This is a genomic window from Mycobacterium tilburgii (assembly GCF_902168065.1).
Lineage (GTDB): Bacteria > Actinomycetota > Actinomycetes > Mycobacteriales > Mycobacteriaceae > Mycobacterium > Mycobacterium tilburgii.
Window position 1 is genome coordinate 19,755 of sequence record NZ_LR655699.1, and the last position, 23,551, is coordinate 43,305.

Here is a 23,551-nt window from a genome sequence, read left to right on the forward strand (position 1 = left end):
GCGTCGCTGCAACGCACCGACGCGATGAGCGTGGTGCCGATCATGCTGGCGCGGATCCTGGGTCTGCCGGAGCGGGTGCGCTCCCGCAACCCGCTGGGATCGTTGCGGGTGGTGATCTCCAGCGGAGACCGGCTCGATCCCAGCCTGGCCCGGCGGTTCATGGACGAGTATGGCGACGTCCTCTACAACCTTTACGGCTCGACGGAAGGATCGGTGCCCTCGCGACCCCGCCCGAGCTGCGGGCCGCGCCGGAGACGGTGGGCATCCCGTCGGACCCCGGGGGTGACCGGCCGCATCTTCGTCGGCGGCGAGCTGGGCTCGAACGGTTACATCGGCGGTGGTGGCAAGACCGTCATCGACGGGCACACCAGCATCGGCAACATGGGCTATGTCGACAATGCGGGCCTGCTCTACATCGTCAGACGCGAGGACGACATGATCGTGTCGGGCGGTGAGAACGCGTATCCGCGGGCGCTGGAAAACGCCCTCGCCGAGCATCCCGACATCGCCGAGACCGCGGTCATCGGGGTGGCCGATGAGCAGTTCGGGCGACGACTGGCGGCGTTCGTCGTCCCGCGCCAGCGGCGCGACGTCGACGTGGCGGCGCTGCGAGAGTTCCTCAAAGGCAAGGTTTCCCGTTTCTAACAGCCCCGCGACATTCACCTGGTCGACAGCATTCCGCGCAATCCCGCCGGCAAGGTCATCCGCAGGGAGCTGGCGACCTAGCGGTCCGGCTCGTCCTCGGACTCATCGATCGGCTGCAGCACTCCGATCGTCTTATTCAGCCAGTTCGGCGCCAGCCAGGAGATCGCGGTGGCGCCCGCTGTCGCTCCGACCACACCCGACCAGGCGACCGGACCCAGCGGTGTGCAGCCGAAGAATTGGCTGACCACCGGGGTTTGGATAATGCCGACCAGGACGCCCGCACTGCCCAGCGCGGTCGCCACCACCAGCGGGCTGTGCTGGCGGGTCAGCAGGGTCTGCGCCAGTTGTGTGGTCACCAGGGCGGCCAATCCCATTGTCGCCGTGCGGCGTTCGCTGCCGGGGGTGTAGCGTCCGATGCCCCAGGCCGCCGTGGCGCCGGCCGCGGTGACCACACCGCGGCTGATGATCTGGCGCATCAGCGGGGCGTCGAGCGACGGCCGCGGTCCGGTCAGCACGGCGAGACGGTGTGCGGCGCGCGCGTTTTCGGCCTCCTCCTTGCTGTCATACTCCGCCTCGTTGGGCTCGACGTACTGCGATGTGACCGCGACCGCCAGCGCCGGGAACATGTCGGTGAGCAGGTTCACCAACAGCAGCTGGCGGGTCCCCACCGGTGCGCGCCCCTGACCGAAAGCGGTGCCGATGATGGTGAACAGCACCTCGCCCACGTTGCCGCCGACCAGGATCGTGACGGCATCGCGCACCCCGGCCCACATGCCGCGGCCCTCGACCAGCGCGTCCAGCAGCACGCTGAGATCGCGGTCGGTCAACACGATGTCGGCCGCACCCCGGGCGGCCGACGACCCGCGCCCGCTGACGCCGATGCCCACGTCGGCCATCCGGATCGCGGCGGCGTCGTTGGCGCCGTCGCCGACCATCGCCGTCACCCGCCCACAACGCTGCAGTGCCGCGACGATCTGCACCTTCTGCTCCGGGCTGACCCGGGCGAAGACCTGCACGTCGGCGACCACCTTGGCGCAGGCGTCCTCGTCGAGGCCGGCCAGCTCGGTGCCGGTGACCACCCGTGCATCGGCCGGTAGGCCCAGCTGACGGGCGATCGCCCGCGCGGTGATCGGGTGGTCGCCGGTGATCAGCACGACGTCGCGGCCCGCCGCCTCCAGCGCTTCGATCAGCGGACGGGACGAGGCCCGGGCGGTGTCCGCCAAGCCGACATATCCCAGCAGTTCGAGGTCATGGGCGGTGGCGGCGATGGCGTCGACATCGGTGTCCTCGTCGTGGGTGGTGCCGTTCGGCCACGGTCGGCGCGCCACCGCCAGCACCCGCAGGCCTCGCTCGGCGAGTCCGCGTACCACCGACTCCGCATGTGCGCGGTCGGCCGCCGGGTCAGTGAACCGGCAGCGGGGCAGCACCACCTCCGGAGCACCCTTGAGCATCAGCACCGGCGAGTCCGGGTCCGCGCCGAAGGTGCCGATCGCGGCGGCATAGCCACGGCTGGACTCGAAGGGAACCTCGGCGAGCAGCTGCCACCCCGAATTGTTCTTGGTCAGCAGGAAACTCGCGGCGGTGATGATGGCCTCGTCGGTGGCGTGCGCGTGGCCCTGCCCGTCCTGGGGCTGCGAGGACGCCCAGGCCGCCGCCCGCAGCACGGCCGCCGACCGAGGGTCCTCGGCTTCCGGGAAGGGATCGCGCGGGCGGGCGTCGTACGGCACCGCGCACAGCACCCGCAGCCGGTTCTCGGTCAGCGTGCCGGTCTTGTCGAAACAGACGGTGTCGACGCGGCCCAGTGCTTCGATGGTGCGCGGCGAGCGGACCAGCACGCCGCGCGACGTCAAACGTTGCGCAGCGGCCAACTGGGACAGAGTGGCCACCAGGGGCAGGCCCTCCGGCACCGCGGCGACCGCGATCGCGACACCGTCGGCGACCGCCTGCCGCAGCGGCGAACGGCGCAGCAATGCCAGCGCGGTCACCGCCGCACCGCCGGTCAGGGTCAGCGGCAGCACCTTGCTGGTGAGCTCGCGCAGCCGGGCCTGCACACCGGCGGACGTCTCGATGTCGGCGACCGCCGAAATCGCCCGGTGTGCAGCGGTATTCACCCCGGTGGCCACGACGATCGCGCGGGCGTGCCCGGCGACGATGGTGCTTCCCTCGAACAGCATGCTTGCGCGGTCGGGGTCGTTGACGGCGACCGGATCCACCTGCTTATCCACCGGCAGCGACTCCCCGGTCAGCAGCGACTCGTCGACCTCGAGGTCCTCGGCGATCAGCAGGCGCGCGTCCGCCGGGACCACCTCCGGCGCGGCCAGATCGATGACATCGCCCGGCCGCAGCGACTTGGAGGACACGGTCGCCGTGCGGGTCGCGTGCCGGGCCGCCTCCAGGCGGCGCCGGGTGGTGGCCACCGCGGGGACCACCACGCGGCGCACCAGCTGATCCTGTTCGGCGAACAGCTCGGCGGCCGCCGCCTCGGCCCGCAGCAATTGCGCACCACCTGTAATCGCGTTTACCGTCATCACGCCACCGACCAGCAGCGCATCGATGTTGCTGCCGACGATGGCCGAGGCGGCCGCCCCGACGGCCAGAATCGGGGTCAACGGGTCGCATAGTTCGACCCGGGTGGCCGCGGCCAGCCGGCCCAGGCCGTGCAGCGGTCCACGCAGGGCCGCGAACGGGGGGCTGTAGGACAGGTCGTCGAGCCGGCGCCGCCACGCCGGGGTCAGCGTCTCCACCGCCATCGGCCGGGCACCGCCGGCCAGCCGCGAATAGACGATCTCCGGATCCAGCGCGTGCCAGGCGGTCAGTGGTTGCGGGGTCGGGTCCGGCAGCCGCAACACCCTGCTGGCCGAGAAGGTCCCGGCAACCAGCGCCGTGGCCGCGGCGGCGTTGACCGGGTTGAGCCAGCGCCGAAAACCCATCGGGTTCTTGGATTGCTTCGAATCGGTTCCGGTGACCAACAGCAACCCGGCCAGCGTCGTACCGCCCTGAGCCAGGTGCACCGCCGATTCGCTGGCCGAGCGTGCCACCGGAATCGCCGACAGGATGCGAACCGCAGCGGCCAGGTCGGTGCCGGTGATGATGTCGGCCGTCCACGGCGTGGCCGCACGTGGATCATCAAGTGCCACACCAACATCGGCGATAGCCAGGGCGGCCAGGGTGTCCGTCGACGCGAAATCGCGGTGCAGTGCGGTTATCAGCAGTACCGGTCCGCGATCTGCCCGCAACTCCCGGACCACGCTGAACAGCGGCGTGCCCGAGGGATGTGTCGCGGCGACGCTTGCCGTCAGATCCTCGGTGCCGGCGACGTGGCGCAGTACCACGCGGGCCCCGGTCCGGTTCGCGGTCTGCAGCAATGGGATCGCATAGGGATTCACCTCCCAGCCGACCTCGACCCTGCCCACCCGTTCGCCGTCCACCATCAGGTCGGCGGTCTCCAGGCCCTGCGCCGGAGTCGCAGACGGGCCTTGTACCGGAGCCCATCTCAGGTACGCGCCGGTGGCGGGCAGCTCGTCATGGTCGGGCTCCGGCGCCTCCTCGCCGTGCAGGAGCGCGTCGGCCACCTCGTAGACCCGGTCGTCGTCCCAGCCGGGTGCCGCCCCGACGGAGCGCAGCACAGCGCGGTGATCGCCGCGCAGCGCCGCGCCGTCGATCACGACCACCTTCACCCGGTCCAACCGGCGCAGCGCTCCCGGGTCGAGGACGAGTTGGCCGTCGTCCGCGAGCCCGCGGCCCAGGGTCGCTGCGAAAGCCTGCCGCCCCATGTGCGCGGCCCGCGGCACGCCTGCCTCGATCGCCGCGGCGGCGTCTTCGGTACCGCCGCCGGCCACCAGCGCGCTAGCCGCGGCGATCAGCGAGCCGTTGGCCGCCGAGTCAACGTAACTTTCCACCGGCCCGGCCATCGAGCCCTTTTCTTTGTCCATCGCGGCGTCGATGGTGCCGCCGACCACGACGTGTGATGCCTCACCGGCCGCCGCGGCCCCCCAGGTGTGCCGTGGCATTTGCGAATTCACCCCGGCCGAGGAGATGACCGGGACCACCGGCGCCTGGGGCCGCTCCGGCGAGGCCAGCTGCGGCTCGCGCTCTCGCCACACCCGCCGGTGCGCCGCCGCCTCGGTGATTTGCAAGGTCCGCTGCGTCATGTCGAGCAGCGGGGTGCCGAATGATTGGGTCAGCCCATGCGCCGCCGCGGTCACGGCCGCCAGCGCGACGTCGGTCCCCACCCGGCCCAGCCGCGACTCCAGGATCGAGACCATGCGGGGTTGATGGTTGATCAGCGCCGCTACCGCCCGGGTGGTTTGCGGTGCCGCGGGCAGGCGGGCCACCCAGCCGATCAGTGCGGCGGTCATCGCGACCACATCCAGGGCGGCTGCGGTGAACGGGACCAGAATCGCCAACGGGTTGCCGGGGTCGGCGAAGGGTGCGGACAACGGCAGGTCGGATTTGATGGATGCCAGGTCGGCGGCGATGTCCGCTACCGTCCACTGAACGTCGTCCACGACAGCGTCGTGGTCGGCGCCGTCAACGAGCTCGACCACCAACCGGCCCAGGGCGCCCTCGACGTGGGCCTTGGCCACGCCCGGAATCCGGCGAACCGGCTCCTCGATCACCGCCGAATACTCATACCAGCGCGCGAACGGCAACAAAGGGTCCAGATCGAGGTGCACCCGCTGACCGCTGCGCCAGCGCAACGGAGGCCGGATGCGTTCCGGGGAACCGTCGGGCCAAGCGTGCATCCCCAGTGCGCGGCCGGTGGAACTGGCCACCGCCTGCACCACGGGGCCGGCTAATTCGACGGCCGGGCTTGCCAGCAGCTGTACCGCGCCCCCGGCGCCCGCCGCCGTGGACACCCCGGCTTTGACTAGCTGAACCGCTCCGCCGGTGACACCAGCGACCACGCTGGATACACTCGGAATCTTCATTCAGTCATCCTTCGAAGACGTCTACCGCGCTAATGATCCTGGGGTGCCGGTGACCTGTCTACACATGCGCCCGAAAGCAGGCCGGGCGATGACACCACCGCTCTGGTGAGTGGGGTTTCGCTGGGCCGTCAAGAGACCTGGGAGGATTGGCCGCCCGGTTACCCGCAGAGCGCGCCTACGAATGGTGGGACTGGCATAACAGCTACGGTCAGCACGAGCCGTCGCGGTGGTTCGGCGACCCTGACCCGAATGATCCCGACGACCCCGCGCAATGATTGATCGACGCCGGCGAAAAGATTCGGGCTGAAAACACAAGTGCGCGGTAGCCGTCGGACGGCTACTCGCGCACTATTCGGGCCGTGCAGAATTCGGTGGTTTGCCCGATCGACCTGGTATCCCGGCCGGAAATGACTTCTCGATGACCTGCAGCTGGTGGTCCATTCAGGACTCCAGCTCGAGCACTACTACCCAGCTGTCGCCGAGAGATTTCGACTCGAGAAGTATGTAGCGCTGACCACAATCGGTGATCGGGTCGCCCGAGTGCAATTTCTCGGCCGGCACCGACTCCGGAGTTGCCTCTGCCTTCCATCCATGCCACGGTAGGTCAATTCCGCGAGCGAGGGAATAGAACACTACGTGGCGGCGGGCCGGCGCTGCTTGAAAAAGACGCTGACCCGGCAAATCAGACCCTCGGTGTCCTGCTCGAACAGGATGCATTCGGGACAGGTCGTGGCGGCGCCGTTGGCCTCAAATGTTGCGGACAGCTCGGCGTAGGACAGGCGAGGATCCACGTGTGAAACCCGGTGCACCCGCAACCGGTGGGCCCGCCAGATTGGTGCACACCTTGCGTAGGTAGGCGACATAGTGGGCTTTGCCCGACGACATCGCAGAACGGCCCCTCCTGGGTCAAGCCTTCCGCGGCGATCGTGTCGGCCAGTCCGTCTCAGTCGTGCGCCGCCAGGCAGGCCAGGTAGCGCTCGACCCACGTGACCAGGTGCGCTCATGTCGTCTCCGCTCGCTCTGGGTCCACGGTAAGCGCGTCGTGGCCGTTGAAGTAGCTTGGGCCTATCACGAGATAGGTTCTTCCTATGAGTTGGTGGATCTGAGTTGGTGGATCGTCCACGCCGACCGGACGCCGAGAGAGCAGGTGTCGGCGCCACCCGACGCCGTCCATGGTTGTGTGGACCTGAACAACATCAAGCTCGTTCATCCGCTGATCGAGTCGGTGGAAACGTTGTCGCGCAGCGAGACTCGGGAAGGCTACCAACAGACCTATCGTGCTACAAGCACAGCGGAAACGGCCGCGAGTGGAGCGAGTTCGGTTTTCACGAGTATCTGGAAGTCAAGAGCACCCTGGGATACACGCCTGACGAGGGCTGAAGCCCGGCGCCCAATTCGAACCCCGGGGACGGCCGAAAACCACTGCGTGTCCTCCACCTGATCGTGCGCGGCCGCCTCTAAGCTGGCTGACGTCACGAGGAGGAGCGACGACGTATCGGCAGCAACTACCGTGCTGGGCGGCAGACTGGTCCGACCACGCTGAAGACGAAAACTGAGCCGGGCGGGGAGAATCCCGCGCCGGAATGTTTTGCTGGGCCGCGTCGATGGGTCGCCCCCGTGCGCCGTTCCGGAAGGCTCGTGGTCTGGGACAAACCCGAGCGCCGCAGCGGCATTCCCGCGCTGGACGGGCTGCGCGCCGTCGCGGTTGGCCTGGTCCTCGCCGATCACGGCGGCATCCCCGGTGTGAGTGGCGGGTTCCTCGGCGTCGACGTGTTCTTTGTCCTCAGCGGCTTCCTGATCACCTCGCTGCTACTCGACGAACTCGGGCGCACCGGCCGTATCGACCTGACGGGCTTCTGGATTCTCCGGGCCCGCCGACTGCTGCCGGCGCTGGTTCTGATGGTGCTCGCCGTCGGCGCCGGACGGGTACTGCTGCCCGCCCAGGCCCTCACCGGCTTGCGCGACGACGCGATCGCGGCGTTTCTGTGGGTGGCGAACTGGCACTTCGTCGCGCAAAAGACCGACTACTTCACGCAGGGCACCTCCTCACCGCTGCAGCACGCCTGGTCGCTCGGCGTCGAGGAGCAGTACTACTTCATCTGGCCGGTGCTGTTGATCGTGGTGACACTGCTGCTGGCGGCGCGGGCTAAGCGTTACTTCATGCACGCCACCGTCGGCGGGGTGCGGTTCGCTACCTTCGTGATCTCCACCCTGGGGGCGCTGGCCTCCGCGACGGCGGCCATCGTCTTCGTCTCCGACAGCACCCGGGACCGCATCTACTTCGGCACCGACACCCGTGCGCAGGCGCTGCTGGTCGGGTCGGCGGCAGCCGCTCTGCTGGTACGGGATTGGCCGTCGCTGAACCGCGGCTGGTGCATGATCAGGACTCGCTGGGGCCGGCGGGTCGCCCGCGTGCTCCCGGTCGTCGGTCTGGCTGGCCTAGCGGCGGCGGCTCATTTTGCCACCGGCAACATCGGCGATTTCCGCCACGGCCTGCTGATCGGCGTGGCCCTGGCCGTGGTCTTCGTCGTCGCCCCGGTGGCCATGGAGCAGCGCGGGTTGATCGCCCGTATCCTGGCGCTGCCGCCGCTGGTGTGGCTGGGGGCCATCTCCTACGGCGTCTACCTGTGGCATTGGCCAATCTTCATGGCGCTCAACGGCGAACGAACGGGGTGGGCGGGTTGGCCGCTGTTCGCCGCTCGGTGCGGGGCGACGCTGGTGGTCGCGGCCTCGTCGTACTGGCTGATCGAGCAACCTATACGCCGTTGGCGACCGGCCCAGGTGGCGTTGCTGCCGCTGGCCGCCGCGACCGTGGCCAGCACCGCGGCGATCACGCTGCTGGTGATTCCCGTCGGAACTGGCCCGGGCCTGCGTGAGGGGATGCCGCCCGGCGTCTCGGCCGTTGCCGCGGTGTCGCCGGCGCAGCTCGGCGGGAGTCGCCCTGTGGGACCGCGAAACCCCAACCGGCCGTTCACCGTTTCGGTCTTCGGCGACTCCATCGGGTGGACCTGGATGCACTACCTGCCGCCGACGCCGGGGTTCGCCTTCCTCGACCACACCGTCATCGGATGCAGCATGGTACGGGGCACCCCGTATCGGTACCTCGGCCAGACACTGGAACAACGGCCGGAATGCGACAGCTGGCCGAGCCGGTGGGCGGCCCAGGTCAGCCAGGACCAGCCAGACGTCGCGCTGCTTGTCATCGGCCGCTGGGAGACGGTGGACCGGGTCAACGAAGGTCAGTGGACCCACATCGGCGATCCGACCTTCGACGCGTACCTCAACGGGGAGCTGGAGCGGGCTCTGAACATCGTCAGCGCCAACGGAGTTCGCGTGGTGGTGGCCACGGTGCCCTATAGCCAGGGCGGCGAGAAGCCGGACGGCCGGCTATACCCCGAAGACCAGCCCGATCGGGTGAATCAATGGAACACCATGCTGCGCAAGACCGTTGCCCAGCATCCGAATGTCCAGATTCTGGATCTGAACAAAAAGCTCTGCCCGGACGGTGTTTACACGGCGAAGGTGGACGGCATCAAGGTGCGCAGCGACGGCGTCCACCTCACTCCCGAAGGGGTGAAGTGGTTGACTCCGTGGCTCGAAGAGTCGCTGCGCTAGCCACTAGATGCAGCAGCTGATCTCCATACTGTACGTTTTCCCGGGCGAGCAGATTGAAGCTGGTGTACCCGTTGGCGGGGTGCGTACCCGCCAGATAGGGCGTCATGTCGGCCGCGCTGGCATTGTCGGCAACGACCGAGCGCCTGTGCTAAGCCTCGGTTCGAGCAACGTAATCAGCGGGAGATATTAGGTCCTTCTAGCCGTCGAGCAGGACGAACTCAACCGGCCCGTCCAGGTCCTGCAGGGTGGTGAGGGCATCGCCCTCGAGGATGGTGATCACGTCGTCCAGCCCGGTCTCGGCGAACGTCTGCTTCGGGGCGGCGTTCTTGCTCGCGCTGAGCTCGGTGGTGATCACCCGGCCGACCCCGTTGTCGCGGACGTCCGGCGTCACGGGAATGTAAAACTCGCTCATCGCTTCGCTGCGTTCCGCGGCCGTCATCGGCCGAGTGAACTCGTCCATCCGTTCTCGCAGCAGCGACATCTGATTCTTCGTCTCGGTGTACATCCGGTCGAGGGCGGCCTCGACACGCGGATCTGGCAAAGTGTTGGCCATGCCGTCGAGGGTATGCCTCAACGTCGCCGCCGCGGCCGGCACCTGCGCAGATCGGCTGTGAGCCAGGACACCGCCGGCCCGATCCGTTTGACGAGCGGCGTTCCCGGTGCCAGCATGGATGGGCAAGCACCTCGGTAGGTGAGGCTTCTGCACGGATACAGGCCACTGACCCCGAACGTCGAGAGACGCCCCGGGTCAGGACAGCTCTTCCCGGACCCAAGGGTTGAGCCCAAGTGGCTTCTGGATATTTCAGATACGCCGTGTAGTGCCGAAGCTCCGACGAGAGGGGTGCGGTACGGCGGACATAGCGGGTCATCGCGATTGCCGTCCCTGCCCCTCCGCGTGTGAACGTAACGGCACCCTCGTGTGCCATGGCCGTAGGGAGGTGAGGGCGAGATGAGTCCCGGCGATAATTCCAATTCGAAATCCATCTTGTTCCGATCCGATTACGGCGCCTCCCGCTGCTGATCCAGCTCTGAATCCGCCTGTCCCACAACCGCATCAGCGGTATGTGGCGTTGCCTCTTGCTGGCTTAAACCCAGCGTGCTGGTGAGCCGATCGGACTTCCGGTTAAGGGGAAGATCATGATTTTTGTTGTTGCACACCGTGTTCACGGCGTCAGCTGGCGCCGCGGTCTGTCGATGCTGCGTGGCGGTCGGCTGCGGATCAACAACTGGTGCGCGATGCGTATCCCGAGCTACGACGAGCGACCGTACCGGTATGTCTCGCGGATGCCGGTCGCGGTCATTGCGTCCGCCCCGGACGCAATGACACCGCCCGGCCCAGGCCGCCACCGCTGACCCGTTCCACCTGTCCACCCGAGTTCAGAAATGAGGATCCGATGACGTCGGTTACTGCCGAGCAGAACACGCTGGATTCCGCGCACCTGGGCGATATCGTCGGAGCGTTCGGCCGCATCGGGCACGACGAGGCCGGCGCGCTGTCCGGCTGGTGGCGTCGGCTGCGGACCTTGATGGTGATCACCGGACCCGGGTTGATCGTGATGGTAGGCGACAATGACGCCGGTGGGGTGGCCACCTACGCGCAGGCGGGCCAGAACTACGGCATGGGCCTGCTCTGGACGCTGGTCCCGCTGATCCCGGTACTCTACGTCAACCAGGAGATGGTGCTGCGACTGGGTGCGGTCACCCGGGTCGGTCATGCCCGGCTGATCTTCGAGCGATTCGGAAAGTTCTGGGGCGCTTTCAGTGTCGGAGATCTGCTTGTCCTGAACGCCTTGACGATCGTCACCGAATTCATCGGCGTGGCGTTGGCGCTGGGCTTTCTGGGCTGCCCGAAGGTCGTCGCGATCCCGGCCGCGGCCGTGCTGTTGTTCGCGGTGGTGGCCGGGGGGTCGTTTCGGTGCTGGGAGGCGCTGATGTTCCTGCTGATCGCGGTGAACGTGGTGATCATCCCGCTGGCACTGCTGGTACGTCCGCGCGTGAAAGTGGCTGCCGCGGGGCTGATCCCGCAATTCCCGGGTGGGCTGGACTCCACCGCGCTGCTGTTGATCATTGCGATCGTGGGCACCACGGTGGCTCCCTGGCAGCTGTTCTTCCAGCAATCCAATGTGGTGGACAAGCGCATCACGTCACGCTGGATCCCCTACGCGCGGGCCGACTTGGTCATCGGGATCGTCGTGGTCATCGTCGGCGCGACCGCGCTGATGGCCGTGACCGCGTTCGGCCTGGCCGGCTCCGGTGCCGGTGGGTTCACCGACGCGGGCGCGGTGGCCAGCGGTTTGGGCGCCCACCTGGGTAAGACGGTGGGAACGTTGTTCGCGATCGTTCTGCTGGACGGGTCGCTGATCGGGGCCAACGCGATCGGGCTGGCCACCACCTACGCGATCGGCGATTCGATGGGCAAGCGGCACTCGCTGCACTGGAAAATCGGTGAGGCGCCGTGGTTTTACGGCGGCTACGCGCTGCTGCTCGCCGCGTCGGCGGCGGTCGCGTTCAGCCCCGACCACATCCTCGGCCTGGTCACCCAGGGTGTGCAGGCGCTGGCCGGCATCCTGTTGCCGTCGGCCACCGTGTTCCTGGTCTTGTTGTGCAATGACCGGGCACTGCTGGGGCCGTGGGTGAACACGTTGCGGCAGAACATCATCGCCTGGGCGATCGTATGGGCGCTGGTGCTGCTGTCGCTGGCGCTGACGGCCGCGACATTCTTTCCGAGCCTGTCCACCGCCACGCTCGAGGACGGGCTGCTGGCCGGCGTCGCCGTCGGCGTGATCGGAGGGATCGCCGCAGCCACCGGTGGCGCTCGCTCCCGCGGCAGTCGCGAACCCGAACTCGTCGCGCCGCTCGGTCGGGGGCAGCGCCGAGCACTTCGGCACCAGGACCGGCTGGACTGGCAGACCCCGGATCTGAGCTCGCTGGGTCGGCCGGTCATGTCGGCGGCGCAGCGGACCGGGCTGCTGGTGCTGCGCAGCTACCTCGTCCTGGCCGTCGTCTTCGTGGTCATCAAGGTTGTTCAGGCCGGCATGAGCTGACACGATCACGCACCCCGCCGGTGGGACGCGGGCGCGTATGTTCATATCCGCTGGCCCCGTCCCCGCTGGAAGGAATGCCCATGGACCTGCCCGGAGGACCGCCACCGGTTGGGTGGTGGCCGCTGCCCTCATCGGCGTCGTACTCACCGGCTGCGGTACCGACAGCAAAACCGCATCGCTCAGCTCAAGCGGCGCGACGCCGGCATCGACCCCGCCGGCCGGTACCACCCCAGGGCTACAGCGCGCTGCTGATCCAGCCCGACGACATCGGTGCCGGTTTCACCGCTCCCCAACCGCCGGTGCTGAAACTTCAACAACACCGTCGGCGCCGCACAGCTGTTCGTCAATCCCGACAACGGCCGCCGCATCGGCGACACCATCCTGGTGGTCGACAATCCCGCCGTCGCGGCGACCGGGTTGGAGAACACCAAGACGAACTACTTGCAAACGTCACCGGCGACACCTGGCAGCCGGTTGACGTCGGCGCCAACGGGGCGATGATTTCCGGTGTTGTCGCGCAGGACCCATTCGCAGGCGATCACTGTGCTGCTGTTCACCGAGGGCAGGGCACTGGTCAACCTGGAGTTCGACAGCGCGCCCGGCAACCCTACTGACCGGCGTTCGCCACCGAGATCAGCCAAAAGCAAGCCGCCGCGGTCAAGAACGGCCTGAACGACTAGCCGGTCGGGCTAGATCAGGCCGAGCAGCCGCAGGTCCGAGACGTACTTACCGATCAGCGCTTCGGACAGGTGCGGAATGTACTTGTCGGCACCGACTCCGGCCGCCTGCACCGCGCCGCGGAACACATCCGCCGGAGCCGGTGCGCCGCGCAGCGGCGTCGCGGGGTCCCGGTAAGAGTCCAGCAACGGCAACGCTGAGTGCGCCCGCTGCTTGTCCGGCAGCGCCCACAGCGCCGTCTCGAAGCGCGAACCACTCGTCGTAGTCCTCGATTCGCCGAATGTCGTGACCCGCAGCGATCAACCAGTCCACGAACACGTCCAGCGAGATGCCGTCCTCGTGCAGGTTCATCACATCGAAGGATCGGTATTCGCCACCCGTGGCGGCGATCTGGGCGCCCAGCGTGGTGACCGCCTCGGCGACGAAGTCCGCGCGCAGACCGGGGCGCGATCCCGGTCGCCAGCAGACTGAAGATCAAGCGGGTGAACGTATCTGGCAGGTTCAGTTGTCCGGCATAGCGGCTGTGCGCAAGGATCATGTCCGACCGGAACACCGCGACCGGCAAGCCGCACAGGTCGTGCGCCTCGCGCAGCAGCACCTCGCCTCCCCACTTGCTGTTGGCGTAGCCATTGGCATAGATGGCGTCGACCGGGCGTACCGCGCTCATGGTGCGGACGTCGCCGTCATCGGCGGCCAGGGTCTGGAACCGCGCCAATAACTGAGCGTCCCCGCTGCTGAACGCCGCCTGCAGCCGCTTGGTGGCTGCTTCGGTGTCCGTACCACGGATGATGGTGATGAGTTTCCCGCCGCTTTCGGCCAGCCGCTCCAGCCATTCCAGGGTCGGAAGCGCCCGACGTACCCGTTGGCGCCGGTCAGGAGCACCGTGTGCGGGGTGCCGGTCGCCCGGGGCAGCGACGGGGCCTGGGCCAACGTCGCGGCGTCGATGAACTTGTCCAACGTGAAGTCGGACGCGCGGACCACGGTCGCGCCGCGACCATGCACGGCGGCGAACGTCGGCCGCTTGGATCCCGATCCACGTTCTGATTCAACGTAATCCGCAATCTGACCGAGATCCAATGTCGGATTAATGATTTGGCCCATCGGGACCTCGACGTCGAAGATGTCGTGCAGCAGGTTGGAGAAGGTCAGCGCCGACAGCGAGTCACCGCCGAGGTCGAGGAATCGGGTGTCCGGTGCCGGCGGCCCGTCGGGCAGGCCGAGCAGCGCCTCGGCCCCGCGGGCCACGGTGTCGATCCCCGGCCGGTCCGCGGCACCCTCGCGCAGCGCCCGCGGTTCGGCGGTCCGGGTGGCGGCCAGCTCGGCGTACAGCTCCTCGAGCCGCTTACCGTAGTGCTTCTTCAGCTTGGGCCGTAACAGCTTACCGACGCCCGACAGCAGGCCGTTGTCCTCGCTGAACGGTTCGGTTTCCACCAGGAAGTCGGCGGGCACCTCGTAGGATTGCAGCTCGGCGAGTTTACCGGTACGGCGCAGGGATTCGGCCAACGCGGCCTTGAGCCCGTCGGGATCACCTGCGTACCGTTCCTGTGCCTTGGCGGTCGGAACGACAACGGCCAACAGATAGGGCCGTTCGCTATAATCATTCCCAGACTCTCGGTTGGATGACCCTTAAGCGCAGACTCTCCGCCCGTCGCGAGTCTTCCACCGATCGGTGTGAGCGCGGCCACTGGCCGTTAACTGGGCAGCCGCTCAGCGTGATGAGCGGGCGCCCGGGATCGTCAGGCGACGACCTGGATGGGGTCGCCCACATTCACGTTGTTGAAGTACCAGGCGGCATTGTCCGGGCTCAGGTTGATGCAGCCGTGACTGACGTTGGCATGCCCCTGCGAGTCGACCGACCAGGGCGCCGAGTGCACGTAGACGCCGCTCCAGGTCACCCGGACCGCGTATTGCGCCGTGATCTTGTAGCCGTCCGGCGAACTCAGCGGGATTCCGATCGTGCGTGAGTCCATCACCACACTGCGTTGCTTCTCCAGAGCGATGAAGTTACCCACCGGCGTTGGGCGGCTGGGCTTACCCAACGAGGCCGGCATCGTGCGCAGAATTTCCCCGTTGCGGCTGACGGTGAAGGTGTGGCCGGAGATGCTGGCAACGCCGAGGAACGTGTCGCCGGTGTCGAAACCCGTCGTCAGCTCTTGCACACCCACCGAGACATGGCTGTGCGAAGGCCAGTACTGGTTCGGAACCCATTGCACGACATTGTTCTCCGGCCACTCGAAGTGCCCGGTGATGTTGCTGGGATACGACACGTGGATGGACCGCTCGATAGCGGCGCGATCGGACACCGGTGCGGTGAATTTCACGACCACCGGGTGCGCAATGCCGACCGTGGCACCGTCAGCTGGCAAAACCGCGGCGATCGCGGGAGTCGGCTGGGGGACCGGCACCGCAGCGTCCGCGCGCGATCCCGACGCCACGGCGGCCAAGGCCGTGATCGCGACCATAACAAATGAATAACGAACCCCACGGACTATGGCGTCCACCCTTCGAGATGGTGCGATCAACACGACTATATTTTACGGGTTGTCCGGCTGATGCGGCTTTAGCAAACTTTCCGCCGATCCGCCGTCGTCCCTTCTGTGACACGGTGCGGAGCCGGTCGAGCGTTCAATTTCGTTCCGCCAACACGGCCCGCCGCCCCACTCGGGGGATCGTCGTTGCGGCCGGCCGTAACTCGCTGGGGGAGACCTAAAGCTGTTGGGCCGGAAGTGACCTGGCATGGAGCGGACCGCAGCAGGGCAACGGTGTCGTCGTAGCCGGTGCCCATCCTCGTGTGAAAGGTATAGCGGGAAAGCGGTCTTCGCCGGAATACATGCGGTCTTTCGTGCCCGAAGCGTGCCCGAAGTGGCGGAAGCGGGTTGCGGATCGGGAGCGCACGGCAGGATTGGCCGGCGGGCCGGCAACGGGTTAACCTCAGCGGAATCAGTGCGCGGTGGTCGAGGAGGTCCGGTTGCTCTTTCGTCAACTGGAGTACTTCGTCGCGGTCGCTCATGAACGTCACTTCGCTCGCGCCGCCGAGAAGTGCTTCGTGTCCCAGCCGGCGCTGTCCGCGTCGATCGCGAACTGGAGCGCGAGCTGAACGTCACGCTGATCAACCGGGGACACAGTTTCGAGGGTCTGACCACCGAAGGCGAACGACTGGTAGTGTGGGCCAAGCGGATTCATGCCGAGCATAATATGTTCAAGACCGAGGTGGATGCGGTTCGGTCCGGGATCACCGGAACGCTTCGGCTCGGCACGGTGCACACCGCCTCCACGACGGCGTCGCTGGTGCTCTCCGCCTTCTGTGCAACGCATCCGCTGGCGAAGGTACAAATCCATTCACGGCTGGCCGCGACCGAACTATACCGGCGCTTACGTGAATTCGAACTCGACGCCGCGATCGTGCACGCTTCTCGCAACGACGCCCAGGACGTGAGCCTGGTACCGCTGTATGCCGAGCACTACGTGCTGTTGCGTCGGCGGACATGCTGCCCTCCGGGGCGTCCACGCTGCCGTGGCGGGATGCCGCGCGGTTGTCGTTGCATTGATCACCCCCGATATGCGGGACCGTCAGATCATCGACGAGACCTTCGCCGGGCACGGCATCACCGTCGCTCCACAGGTCGAGACTGACTCCGTGGCTTCGCTACTCGCCCAGGTCGCCAGTGGTAATTGGGCGTGCATCGTGCCGCACACCTGACTGTAGATATCGTCGCTGGGCGGCGAAATCCGTGCTGTCGAAATGGTCGACCCGGTGGTGACCGCCGAGATTGCGATGGCCACCAACGCCACCGGGCCCGGATCGCCGGTCGCCCAGGCGCTTATCGCCGTCGCACATCAGCCCTCGCTGAACGACTTCTTCGACAGCCAGTTGCTGGGGGTCACCCGCCGGCGCTGACCGGGGTGGCGGTGCTGGTCGGGTTGAGCCCGGCCAGGTGGCCGCTCTCCACCCCAGCGGCGGGGTCGAGTGCACAGTCGATGACCGACGGCCCGTTCGAGGCCAGTGACTCGGTCAGTGCGGCCCGCAGCTCGTCGGGTGTGCTGACGTGATATCCCTTGCCGCCGAACGCCTCCGCGATCAGCTCATGCCGGGAAGCGGCGTTCAGCACGGTCGGCGCCGGCCGAGCTCCAGTGGGTTTCTCGTCGCCGCGGTAGACGCCGCCGTTGTTAAGGATCACGACCGTCACCGGCAGGCGGTAGCGGCAGATCGTCTCGACTTCCATGCCGCTGAAGCCGAACGCGCTGTCGCCCTCGATCGCGACGACCGGTTTGCCTGTCTCGACGGCCGCCGCGATCGCGTAGCCCATGCCGATACCCATCACCCCCCACGTCCCGGTGTCGAGGCGGTGCCGGGGCAGCTCCATGTCGATGACGTTGCGCGCCAGGTCAAGCGCGTTGGCTCCCTCGTTCACGACGTAGACATCCGGATTCGATTGCAGCACCGAACGAATCGCGCCCAGGGCGTTGTAAAAGCGCATCGGGTGGGGGTTTTCGGCGAGACGTTGTCGCATCTTAGCGTCATTGGTGGCCCGCCGATCGGCCAGCTCGTCGATCCATTCCCGTGGCACGTCGACGGGGCGGGTGGCCAGGCCGGCGCGCAGCGCAGCGACCACGGATGTGATATCGCCGGCCAGGGGTGCCGCGATCGGTTGGTTGCTGTCGAACTCCGACGCCGCAATGTCGACCTGGGCGAACTTCGCGTCGGGCGACCACTGCGGCGAATCACCGTGTCCGAGAAGCCAATTCAGTCGCGCGCCGACGAGCAGCACCGCGTCCGCGCGGCCGATGGCCAGCGAGCGTGCAGCCGCGACGGACTGCCGATGCGAATCCGGCAGCAGCCCCTTGGCCATCGACATGGGCAGAAACGGAATTCCGCTCGCCTCCACGAAATCCCGGATTTCGGCGTCGGCGCGGGCATACGCCGCACCCTTACCGAGCACGATCAGCGGACGGCGCGCCTGCGCGACCACGTCGAGCGCACGATCGACGGCCTCGGGTGCCGGCAGCTGCCGCGGTGCGGGGTCGACGACCCGCCACACTCCGGCGGCCGCGGCCCCGGCGGCCAACGCCTGACCCAGCACCGCGCCCGGAATGTCAAGATACACACCGCCTGGCCGGCCGGAGGCCGCGGTGCGGATGGCGCGTGCCACCGCCAGCCCGATGTCCTCGACCCGGTCGACCCGAAACGCCGCCTTCGCGAACGGCCGGGCCGCGTTCAGCTGATCGAGGTCCTGGTAATCGCCACGCTGCAGATCGACCAACGCCCGATTGCTCGAACCCGAGATCTGAATCATCGGGAAGCAGTTCGTGGTGGCATTCGCCAGCGCGGGCAGCCCGTTGAGAAAACCCGGCCCCGAGGGCGTCAAGCACACCCCTGGCCGGCCGGTGAGAAACCCGGCCGCGGCGGCGGCATTGCCCGCGGACGTCTCCTGCCGGAACCCGATGAAGCGCATACCGCGCGCCTGCGCGACGCGCGCGAGATCGGTGATCGGGATGCCGACGAGGCCGTAGATGGTGTCGATGTCGTTGGCCTGCAGGGCGTCGACGACGAAGTGAAAGCCGTCAGTCAGATCGGCGCTGGGGGTCATGTCCCGGCTCCTCCTCAGCGATGAACTCTGGTCACCGCGCTGCTCGGTGCATGGCGTAGGTTCGATAGCTGCCGATTATCAATCGTCAGGTGAACAGTATTGGACGGATGGGAAGGTTGCTCGGCATCCTAGAATCAAAATTGGAATCATGTGTTGTCACGCGGTCGACGAGGCGGAAAGATCACGGCGATGTCTGACTCGACGACCGAGCTCCCGGCAGCGGAACTGGCCACCCAGGCGCCGAGCATCGCCGACCTGGTCGCCGCGGCGGCCGGTCGCGGCCCGAAGGCGACCGCGCTCGTTGTCACGTCCGAGCGAATTCCGATGAGCTACGGCGCACTGACCCAGCTGGTCGACGATTTGGTCAAACAGCTGATCGACGCCGGTCTGCGGCCCGGGGACCGGGTGGCGCTGCGGTCGGGCAGCAACGCCAAATTCGTGGTCGGCCTGCGGCCACCTCCCGCGCGGAGCTGATCGCGGTTCCGTTGGAACCCGCCTTGCCAGTCGGCGATCAGCGCGCGCAGCGAGGTCGTAGGAGCCGGTGTGGTGCTGGTCGACGGGACCCGGACCCGAGGAGACCGCCACCGACGAGGAGCCGGGCGTGGCGTGGTGGCCGTTCACGGGGACCGTCGACCGCGACGGCGCGGCCGCGGTGCGGCTGGACGCGTCGGCGAAGCCGGACCGCGCGGTCGCGACGCCCGAGGGCCTGCGTGACGACGACGCGATGATAATGTTCACCGGCGGCACCACCGGCGCCCCGAAGATGTTCCCCTGGACGCGCACGAACATCGCCAGCGCGGTGCGGGCCATCATCGCCGCCTATCGGTTGGGCTCACAGGACGCCACGGTTTCGGTGATGCCGCTCTACCACGGCCACGGCCTGGTGGCCGCCTTGCTGTCGACGCTGGCGTCCGGTGGCACCCTGGCGTTGCCCGCGCGCGGAGAGTCTTCGGTGCACAACCTTCTGGGACGACATCGATGCCGTCGCCGCCACCTGGTACACCTCGGTCTCCACCATTCACCAGATCTTGTTGGAGTGGGCCGCGACCGACCGGTCGGCGGGCGAGCACGCCGCGTTGCGCTTCATCCGCATCTGCAGCGCGCTGCTGACCCCGGAAACGGCCAGCGCCCTGCAGGACACCTTGGGCGCGACCGTGGTGAGTGCGTTCGGCATGACCGAAGGCACCCACCAGGTCGCCACCACCAGGATTGATCAACCCGAGAACCCGGCGGGAACACGGGGTCTTGTCGGAAAGTCGACCAGCCCGGAGATCCGCATCGTGACGCCCGACGGAGAACCGCTGGCCGCCGAAGCCATCGGCGAGGTGCGGCTGCGCGGCCCGACCGTGGTGCGCGGCTACCTTGACCCGGCGATCACCGCCGCCCACTTCACCGACGGCTGGCTGCGAACCGACGATCTCGGTTCGCTGTCGGCCGCGGGTGATCTGCGGATCTGCGGGCCCATCAAGGAACGCATCAACCGCGGCGGGGAAAAGATCTCGTTGGAGCGCGTCGAGGGCGTGTTGGCGAGCCATCCCGATGTGCTGGAGGTCGCCGTGTTCGGGCGGCCGGACAAGATGTACGGCGAGATGGCGGCGGCAGTCGTCGTCCGGGGTGCGGCGGCGCTGGACCCCGACTAACTCGTCGAGTTCTGCCGTGAACGATTGGCGCCCTACGAGGTGCCCGCGACGTTCCTGCAGACCAGCGCACTGCCGCACACCGCGAAGGGGTCGCTGGACTGCCGCGCGGTGCAGTTCGGCGGCTGACGCCGCACCCGAAAAGAGCTGTGCGACAGGCGATTACGGAGTTGACGTCACACTGCCCCACGCGGCGCGGGCGCCCGAATCGCCGATCCGATAGGTCTGGACCAGGGTCGCCACCGCGGCGGCCACCACCAGCACGCCGACCAGGATGTGCAGCGGCACCTTCACGGTGTCGCCGCGCTCCTGGCGGACATGGATGACCGCCAGAACCGCCACGGTCGCGGCCAGCGCCGCGACGATGTAGATCAGCGTCTCGCCGAGCTCCTCATGCCGGGTCAGGATCGGGGCCGCCCTGACCCGCGCGGCCAGCCAGGTACCCGAGCTCTCGGTCAGCGGTGTCACGACGAGCGTGCAGATCGCCAGCGCCACCACCACCCAGATCAGCCTCCGGCGCACCGACGGCCAGAACGCGCACAGGATCGCCAGGATCGCCGTGAGTGGGCCCAAGACCACGACGAAATGGTTCAGCAGGATATGCGCAGGCAGTCCGTTGAATGTCGACATGATCGAATCCGGGATCCCAATCTGGCTGATTCGCAGGTGCTCAAACACTAACCTTCATTTTGGCTGCCGCCGTCTCGGGCATCGGCTCGTACCGGACGGACGACCGGGTAACGATGCGGCTCCATGGGCGAGTGAGCGCAAATCGATCGCGTACCGGGTCAGCTCGACCTGGGGCACCTCCGCCCGCACCACCGTGCGGTCCTGACCCGCGGTGTCGGTGCCCAGCACCCGGCCACGGCGGCCGGACAGATCACCCATCACCGCGCCCACAAAATCGTCGGGCACCAACACCGAGATCTCGTCGATCGGCTCGAGCAGGGTGACCTTCGTCGCGGCCGCCGCCTCACGCAACGCCAGCGCACCCGCCATCTGAAACGCGAAATCCGACGAGTCCACACTGTGGGCCTTGCCGTCGAGCAGGGTGCCCCGAATGTCGACGACGGGATAGCCGGCATGCACTCCCTTTTCCATCTGCGCTCGGACGCCCTTCTCCACGCTCGGAATGAATTGACGCGGCACCGCGCCGCCGACCACCTTGTCTAAGAACTCGAACCCGGTGCCCTCGGGCAGCGGCTCCACCTCGATGTCACACACCGCGTACTGGCCGTGCCCGCTGGACTGCTTGACGTGACGGCCGTGGCCTTTGGACTTGCCGGCGAACGTCTCCCGCAGCGGGACGCGCAATTCCACGGTGTCGACCGTGACGCCGTACCGGTTGGCCAGCGCCTTGAGCACCTTCTGCTCGGTCCGCAGCGTCGGATCCTCGGCCGCCAACCGGGCCAGACCGACCGAGAGCTTGTCCTCGTCGGTCTTGGCATGCGCCGCAATGGCAGTCGGCAACAACGGCTCCGACATGGCCCACGGTTTGAGCACTAGCGGTTCGGCCTTGTCGGAGAGCGTGTCCCTGGCGCGACTCAGCTTGCCGATCGCGCAGATGTCGCCGGCGACGACCTCCGGTGCGGGCCGTTGCTGCCTGCCCAGCGGGAACGACAGCACCCCGATCCGTTCGTCCTCGTCGTGATCGGGATGGGTGGTGCTGTTTCCCGACGCCCCAGCGGCACCGCCGAAGAACGACGAAAAATGGCCCGACACGTGCACCGTCGTGTTGGGCCTGATGGTCCCGGAGAACACCCGGACCAGGCTCACCCTGCCAACGTAGGGGTCTGACGTCGTCTTCACCACCTCTGCCAGTAAGGGCGCGTCGGCGTCGCAGGCCAGGTCCGCGTGCCTGGCGCCGTGCGGGGTGAACACCTCCGGGAGCGGATATTCCATCGGCGACGCGAACCCCCGGGTGGGTGACCTCGAGCAATTCCTAGGGTGCCGACTCCGGTGCCGCTGCACACCGAGATGACCGGGAAGAACGATCCGCGGGACACGGCCCACTCCAACTCCTCGATCAGCAAGGATTCGTCGATCGATTCGCCGCCCAGGTACCGCCCCATCAGGGACTCGTCCTCGGATTCCTCGATGATCCCTCGATCAGCGCGCCGCGGGCCTCCGCGATCCGGTCGGCGTCTGCGGGGTCGGGAGGCTCAACGGTGCGCCGACCGTCGGTATCGGTAGCGCTGCTGCGACAGCAGGCCGATCAGCCGCGTGCAGTTGTTCTCCGAGGTCGGCAGGTAGAGCGGTAAAACCTTGTCGCCGAACGCCTTCTGCGCAGACTGCAGGGCCTGCAGGTAGTGCGCCCGGGCGTGGTCGAGCTTGGTGATCACCACGGCGCGGGGCATCCCGACCTGGCTGCATTCCTGCCACAGCGACTTGGTCGGCTCGTCGATACCGTAGCAGCCCTCGTTCGCCCACGAACAGCGCACAGTCCACCGCGCGCAGGCCGGCCCGCAGCTCGCCGACAAAGTCGGCGTAGCCGGGCGTGTCGACCAGATTGACCTCGATGCCGCCATGTGCCAAAGAGGCGACTGCAACACCCATCGACCGCTGCCGGCGGATTTCGGCATCGTCGTAGTCGCAGATGGTACTGCCCTCGATGACCGAGCCCGGTCTGGTCAGCACCCCGCCGGCCTCCACCAGTGGTCGTCTTGCCGGCACCCGACCAAGACGATGTTGCGGACATCGCCGGGACAGTTCGCGGTGGGGGCGGCTCCGGCGCCTTGGGAAGTGTTTGCCTTGTCCGCCATGAATTTTTTAAGTTTAATCGGCCGACGTTCAATTGGCCGGCCATGTGTCGTGGTTCACAGAACGTATAGGCAACCTTTCTCCCAACTGCCGCCCAACATAAGGCCGCAATCACGGGCCCGATGCTCACCTGTCAGGCGTGCCAGCTGGACTAACGGTGCACGGTGATCCGGTGCACGGTGATCGCGATGACCGGCCCGTTCAGCGAAACCTCTTGGTACTGGGAATATTTGGCGCGGAGGAGCCGATACCCGGTGCGCAGCGGTTCGCCGTCGTGATGAATGGTCGCCACACCCCGACCCGGACCCACCACAACTGCGCCCAGTCGTCGGCGTAGTGGTCGAGCAGCAGGCTGACCCGCGGATTGCTCGTGTTGTTCGCCAGCCGGCGTAGCTGAAGCGTGCTTTTCGGCTTCGCGTACACCACCTCAGGCGGCCCGCCGGGTTCCGCGGCGAGCGCGAAGACGACCGGCACCAGGTGCGGTCTCCCGTCCGGCGTGCTGGTGGCCAGCAGGGTCACCGGGGCCAGGGTGAGGCCGATTTTGGGGTCGAAATCGCCCACCATGCCAGCTTAGGGGCCGTTAGTGGGCCGCCATTTTGTCCCGGCCGGAACCGGCTACCTGCATTACGGTGAGGTACACAAAGCTGTGCGGT

9 protein-coding genes, 9 pseudogenes and 1 riboswitch are annotated in these 23,551 nt (G+C 67.4%); of the genes and pseudogenes, 7 read left to right on the plus strand and 11 right to left on the minus strand.

Annotated elements, in window-relative coordinates:
- The first annotated feature begins 24 nt into the window (after positions 1–24).
- Entirely contained in the window at positions 25–645 is a 621-nt protein-coding gene (locus FQ389_RS19275; protein ID WP_260860550.1) for an AMP-binding enzyme, read from the plus strand.
- A 77-nt stretch (positions 646–722) separates the two neighbouring features.
- On the opposite strand, the gene FQ389_RS06535 is transcribed toward FQ389_RS19275, so the two are convergent.
- Positions 723–5,576 (minus strand): cation-translocating P-type ATPase, encoded by a 4,854-nt coding sequence (locus FQ389_RS06535; protein WP_144206423.1) that lies wholly within the window; start codon positions 5,574–5,576, stop codon positions 723–725.
- A 117-nt stretch (positions 5,577–5,693) separates the two neighbouring features.
- Here FQ389_RS06535 and FQ389_RS06540 point away from each other — a divergent pair.
- Positions 5,694–5,851: pseudogene (locus tag FQ389_RS06540) on the plus strand (DUF899 domain-containing protein); the annotation flags it as partial.
- An 87-nt stretch (positions 5,852–5,938) separates the two neighbouring features.
- On the opposite strand, the pseudogene FQ389_RS21175 reads toward FQ389_RS06540, so the two are convergent.
- Positions 5,939–6,185: pseudogene (locus tag FQ389_RS21175) on the minus strand (hypothetical protein); the annotation flags it as partial.
- A gap of 23 nt (positions 6,186–6,208) precedes the next feature.
- Positions 6,209–6,570 (minus strand): annotated as a pseudogene (locus FQ389_RS06550) (nuclear transport factor 2 family protein).
- A gap of 623 nt (positions 6,571–7,193) precedes the next feature.
- On the opposite strand from FQ389_RS06550, the gene FQ389_RS06565 reads away from it, so the two are divergent.
- Entirely contained in the window at positions 7,194–9,191 is a 1,998-nt protein-coding gene (locus FQ389_RS06565; protein WP_144206425.1) for an acyltransferase family protein, read from the plus strand.
- Positions 9,192–9,194: 3 nt separating this feature from the next.
- Here FQ389_RS06565 and FQ389_RS06570 read toward each other — a convergent pair.
- Positions 9,195–9,744: pseudogene (locus tag FQ389_RS06570) on the minus strand (O-methyltransferase).
- 123 nt (positions 9,745–9,867) lie between these two features.
- Positions 9,868–10,039, plus strand: a riboswitch (M-box (ykoK) riboswitch).
- A gap of 546 nt (positions 10,040–10,585) precedes the next feature.
- On the opposite strand from FQ389_RS06570, the gene FQ389_RS06580 reads away from it, so the two are divergent.
- Positions 10,586–12,235, plus strand: coding sequence for an NRAMP family divalent metal transporter (locus FQ389_RS06580; RefSeq protein WP_144206427.1), 1,650 nt, complete (start codon positions 10,586–10,588; stop codon positions 12,233–12,235).
- Between the two features lie 179 nt (positions 12,236–12,414).
- On the opposite strand, the gene FQ389_RS06585 is transcribed toward FQ389_RS06580, so the two are convergent.
- Complete coding sequence (locus tag FQ389_RS06585) at positions 12,415–12,663, minus strand: hypothetical protein (protein WP_144206428.1); 249 nt, start codon at positions 12,661–12,663, stop codon at positions 12,415–12,417.
- An 82-nt stretch (positions 12,664–12,745) separates the two neighbouring features.
- Between FQ389_RS06585 and FQ389_RS19280 the strand changes: the two genes are divergently transcribed.
- A complete protein-coding gene (locus FQ389_RS19280) occupies positions 12,746–12,907 on the plus strand; it encodes a hypothetical protein (RefSeq protein ID WP_260860551.1) in 162 nt (53 codons plus the stop codon).
- Positions 12,908–12,924: 17 nt separating this feature from the next.
- Here the strand turns inward: FQ389_RS19280 and FQ389_RS06590 are convergent.
- Together FQ389_RS06590 and FQ389_RS06595 are read right to left on the minus strand one after the other, a co-directional pair.
- Positions 12,925–14,506, minus strand: a pseudogene (locus tag FQ389_RS06590) (SDR family oxidoreductase); the annotation flags it as partial.
- 143 nt (positions 14,507–14,649) lie between these two features.
- On the minus strand, positions 14,650–15,405 hold the full coding sequence (locus FQ389_RS06595) for a L,D-transpeptidase (RefSeq protein WP_144206452.1): 756 nt from the start codon (positions 15,403–15,405) through the stop codon (positions 14,650–14,652).
- Positions 15,406–15,881: 476 nt separating this feature from the next.
- On the opposite strand from FQ389_RS06595, the pseudogene FQ389_RS06600 reads away from it, so the two are divergent.
- Positions 15,882–16,811, plus strand: a pseudogene (locus FQ389_RS06600) (LysR family transcriptional regulator).
- On the opposite strand, the gene oxc reads toward FQ389_RS06600, so the two are convergent.
- Positions 16,795–18,501, minus strand: coding sequence for an oxalyl-CoA decarboxylase (gene oxc / locus FQ389_RS06605; RefSeq protein WP_144206429.1), 1,707 nt, complete (start codon positions 18,499–18,501; stop codon positions 16,795–16,797). The pseudogene FQ389_RS06600 and the gene oxc overlap by 17 nt on opposite strands.
- A gap of 189 nt (positions 18,502–18,690) precedes the next feature.
- On the opposite strand from oxc, the pseudogene FQ389_RS06610 reads away from it, so the two are divergent.
- A pseudogene (locus FQ389_RS06610) lies at positions 18,691–20,267 on the plus strand (FadD7 family fatty acid--CoA ligase).
- Between the two features lie 33 nt (positions 20,268–20,300).
- Here FQ389_RS06610 and FQ389_RS06615 read toward each other — a convergent pair.
- The 3 genes and pseudogenes from FQ389_RS06615 to FQ389_RS06625 form a co-directional block, all read right to left on the minus strand.
- Positions 20,301–20,768 carry a DUF2231 domain-containing protein gene (locus FQ389_RS06615; RefSeq protein WP_144206453.1) on the minus strand — a complete coding sequence of 156 codons (468 nt, stop codon included), beginning with the start codon at positions 20,766–20,768 and terminating at the stop codon, positions 20,301–20,303.
- A 40-nt stretch (positions 20,769–20,808) separates the two neighbouring features.
- Positions 20,809–22,900: pseudogene (locus FQ389_RS06620) on the minus strand (elongation factor G-like protein EF-G2).
- Between the two features lie 149 nt (positions 22,901–23,049).
- A pseudogene (locus FQ389_RS06625) lies at positions 23,050–23,459 on the minus strand (TIGR03668 family PPOX class F420-dependent oxidoreductase).
- Positions 23,460–23,551 lie beyond the last annotated feature (92 nt).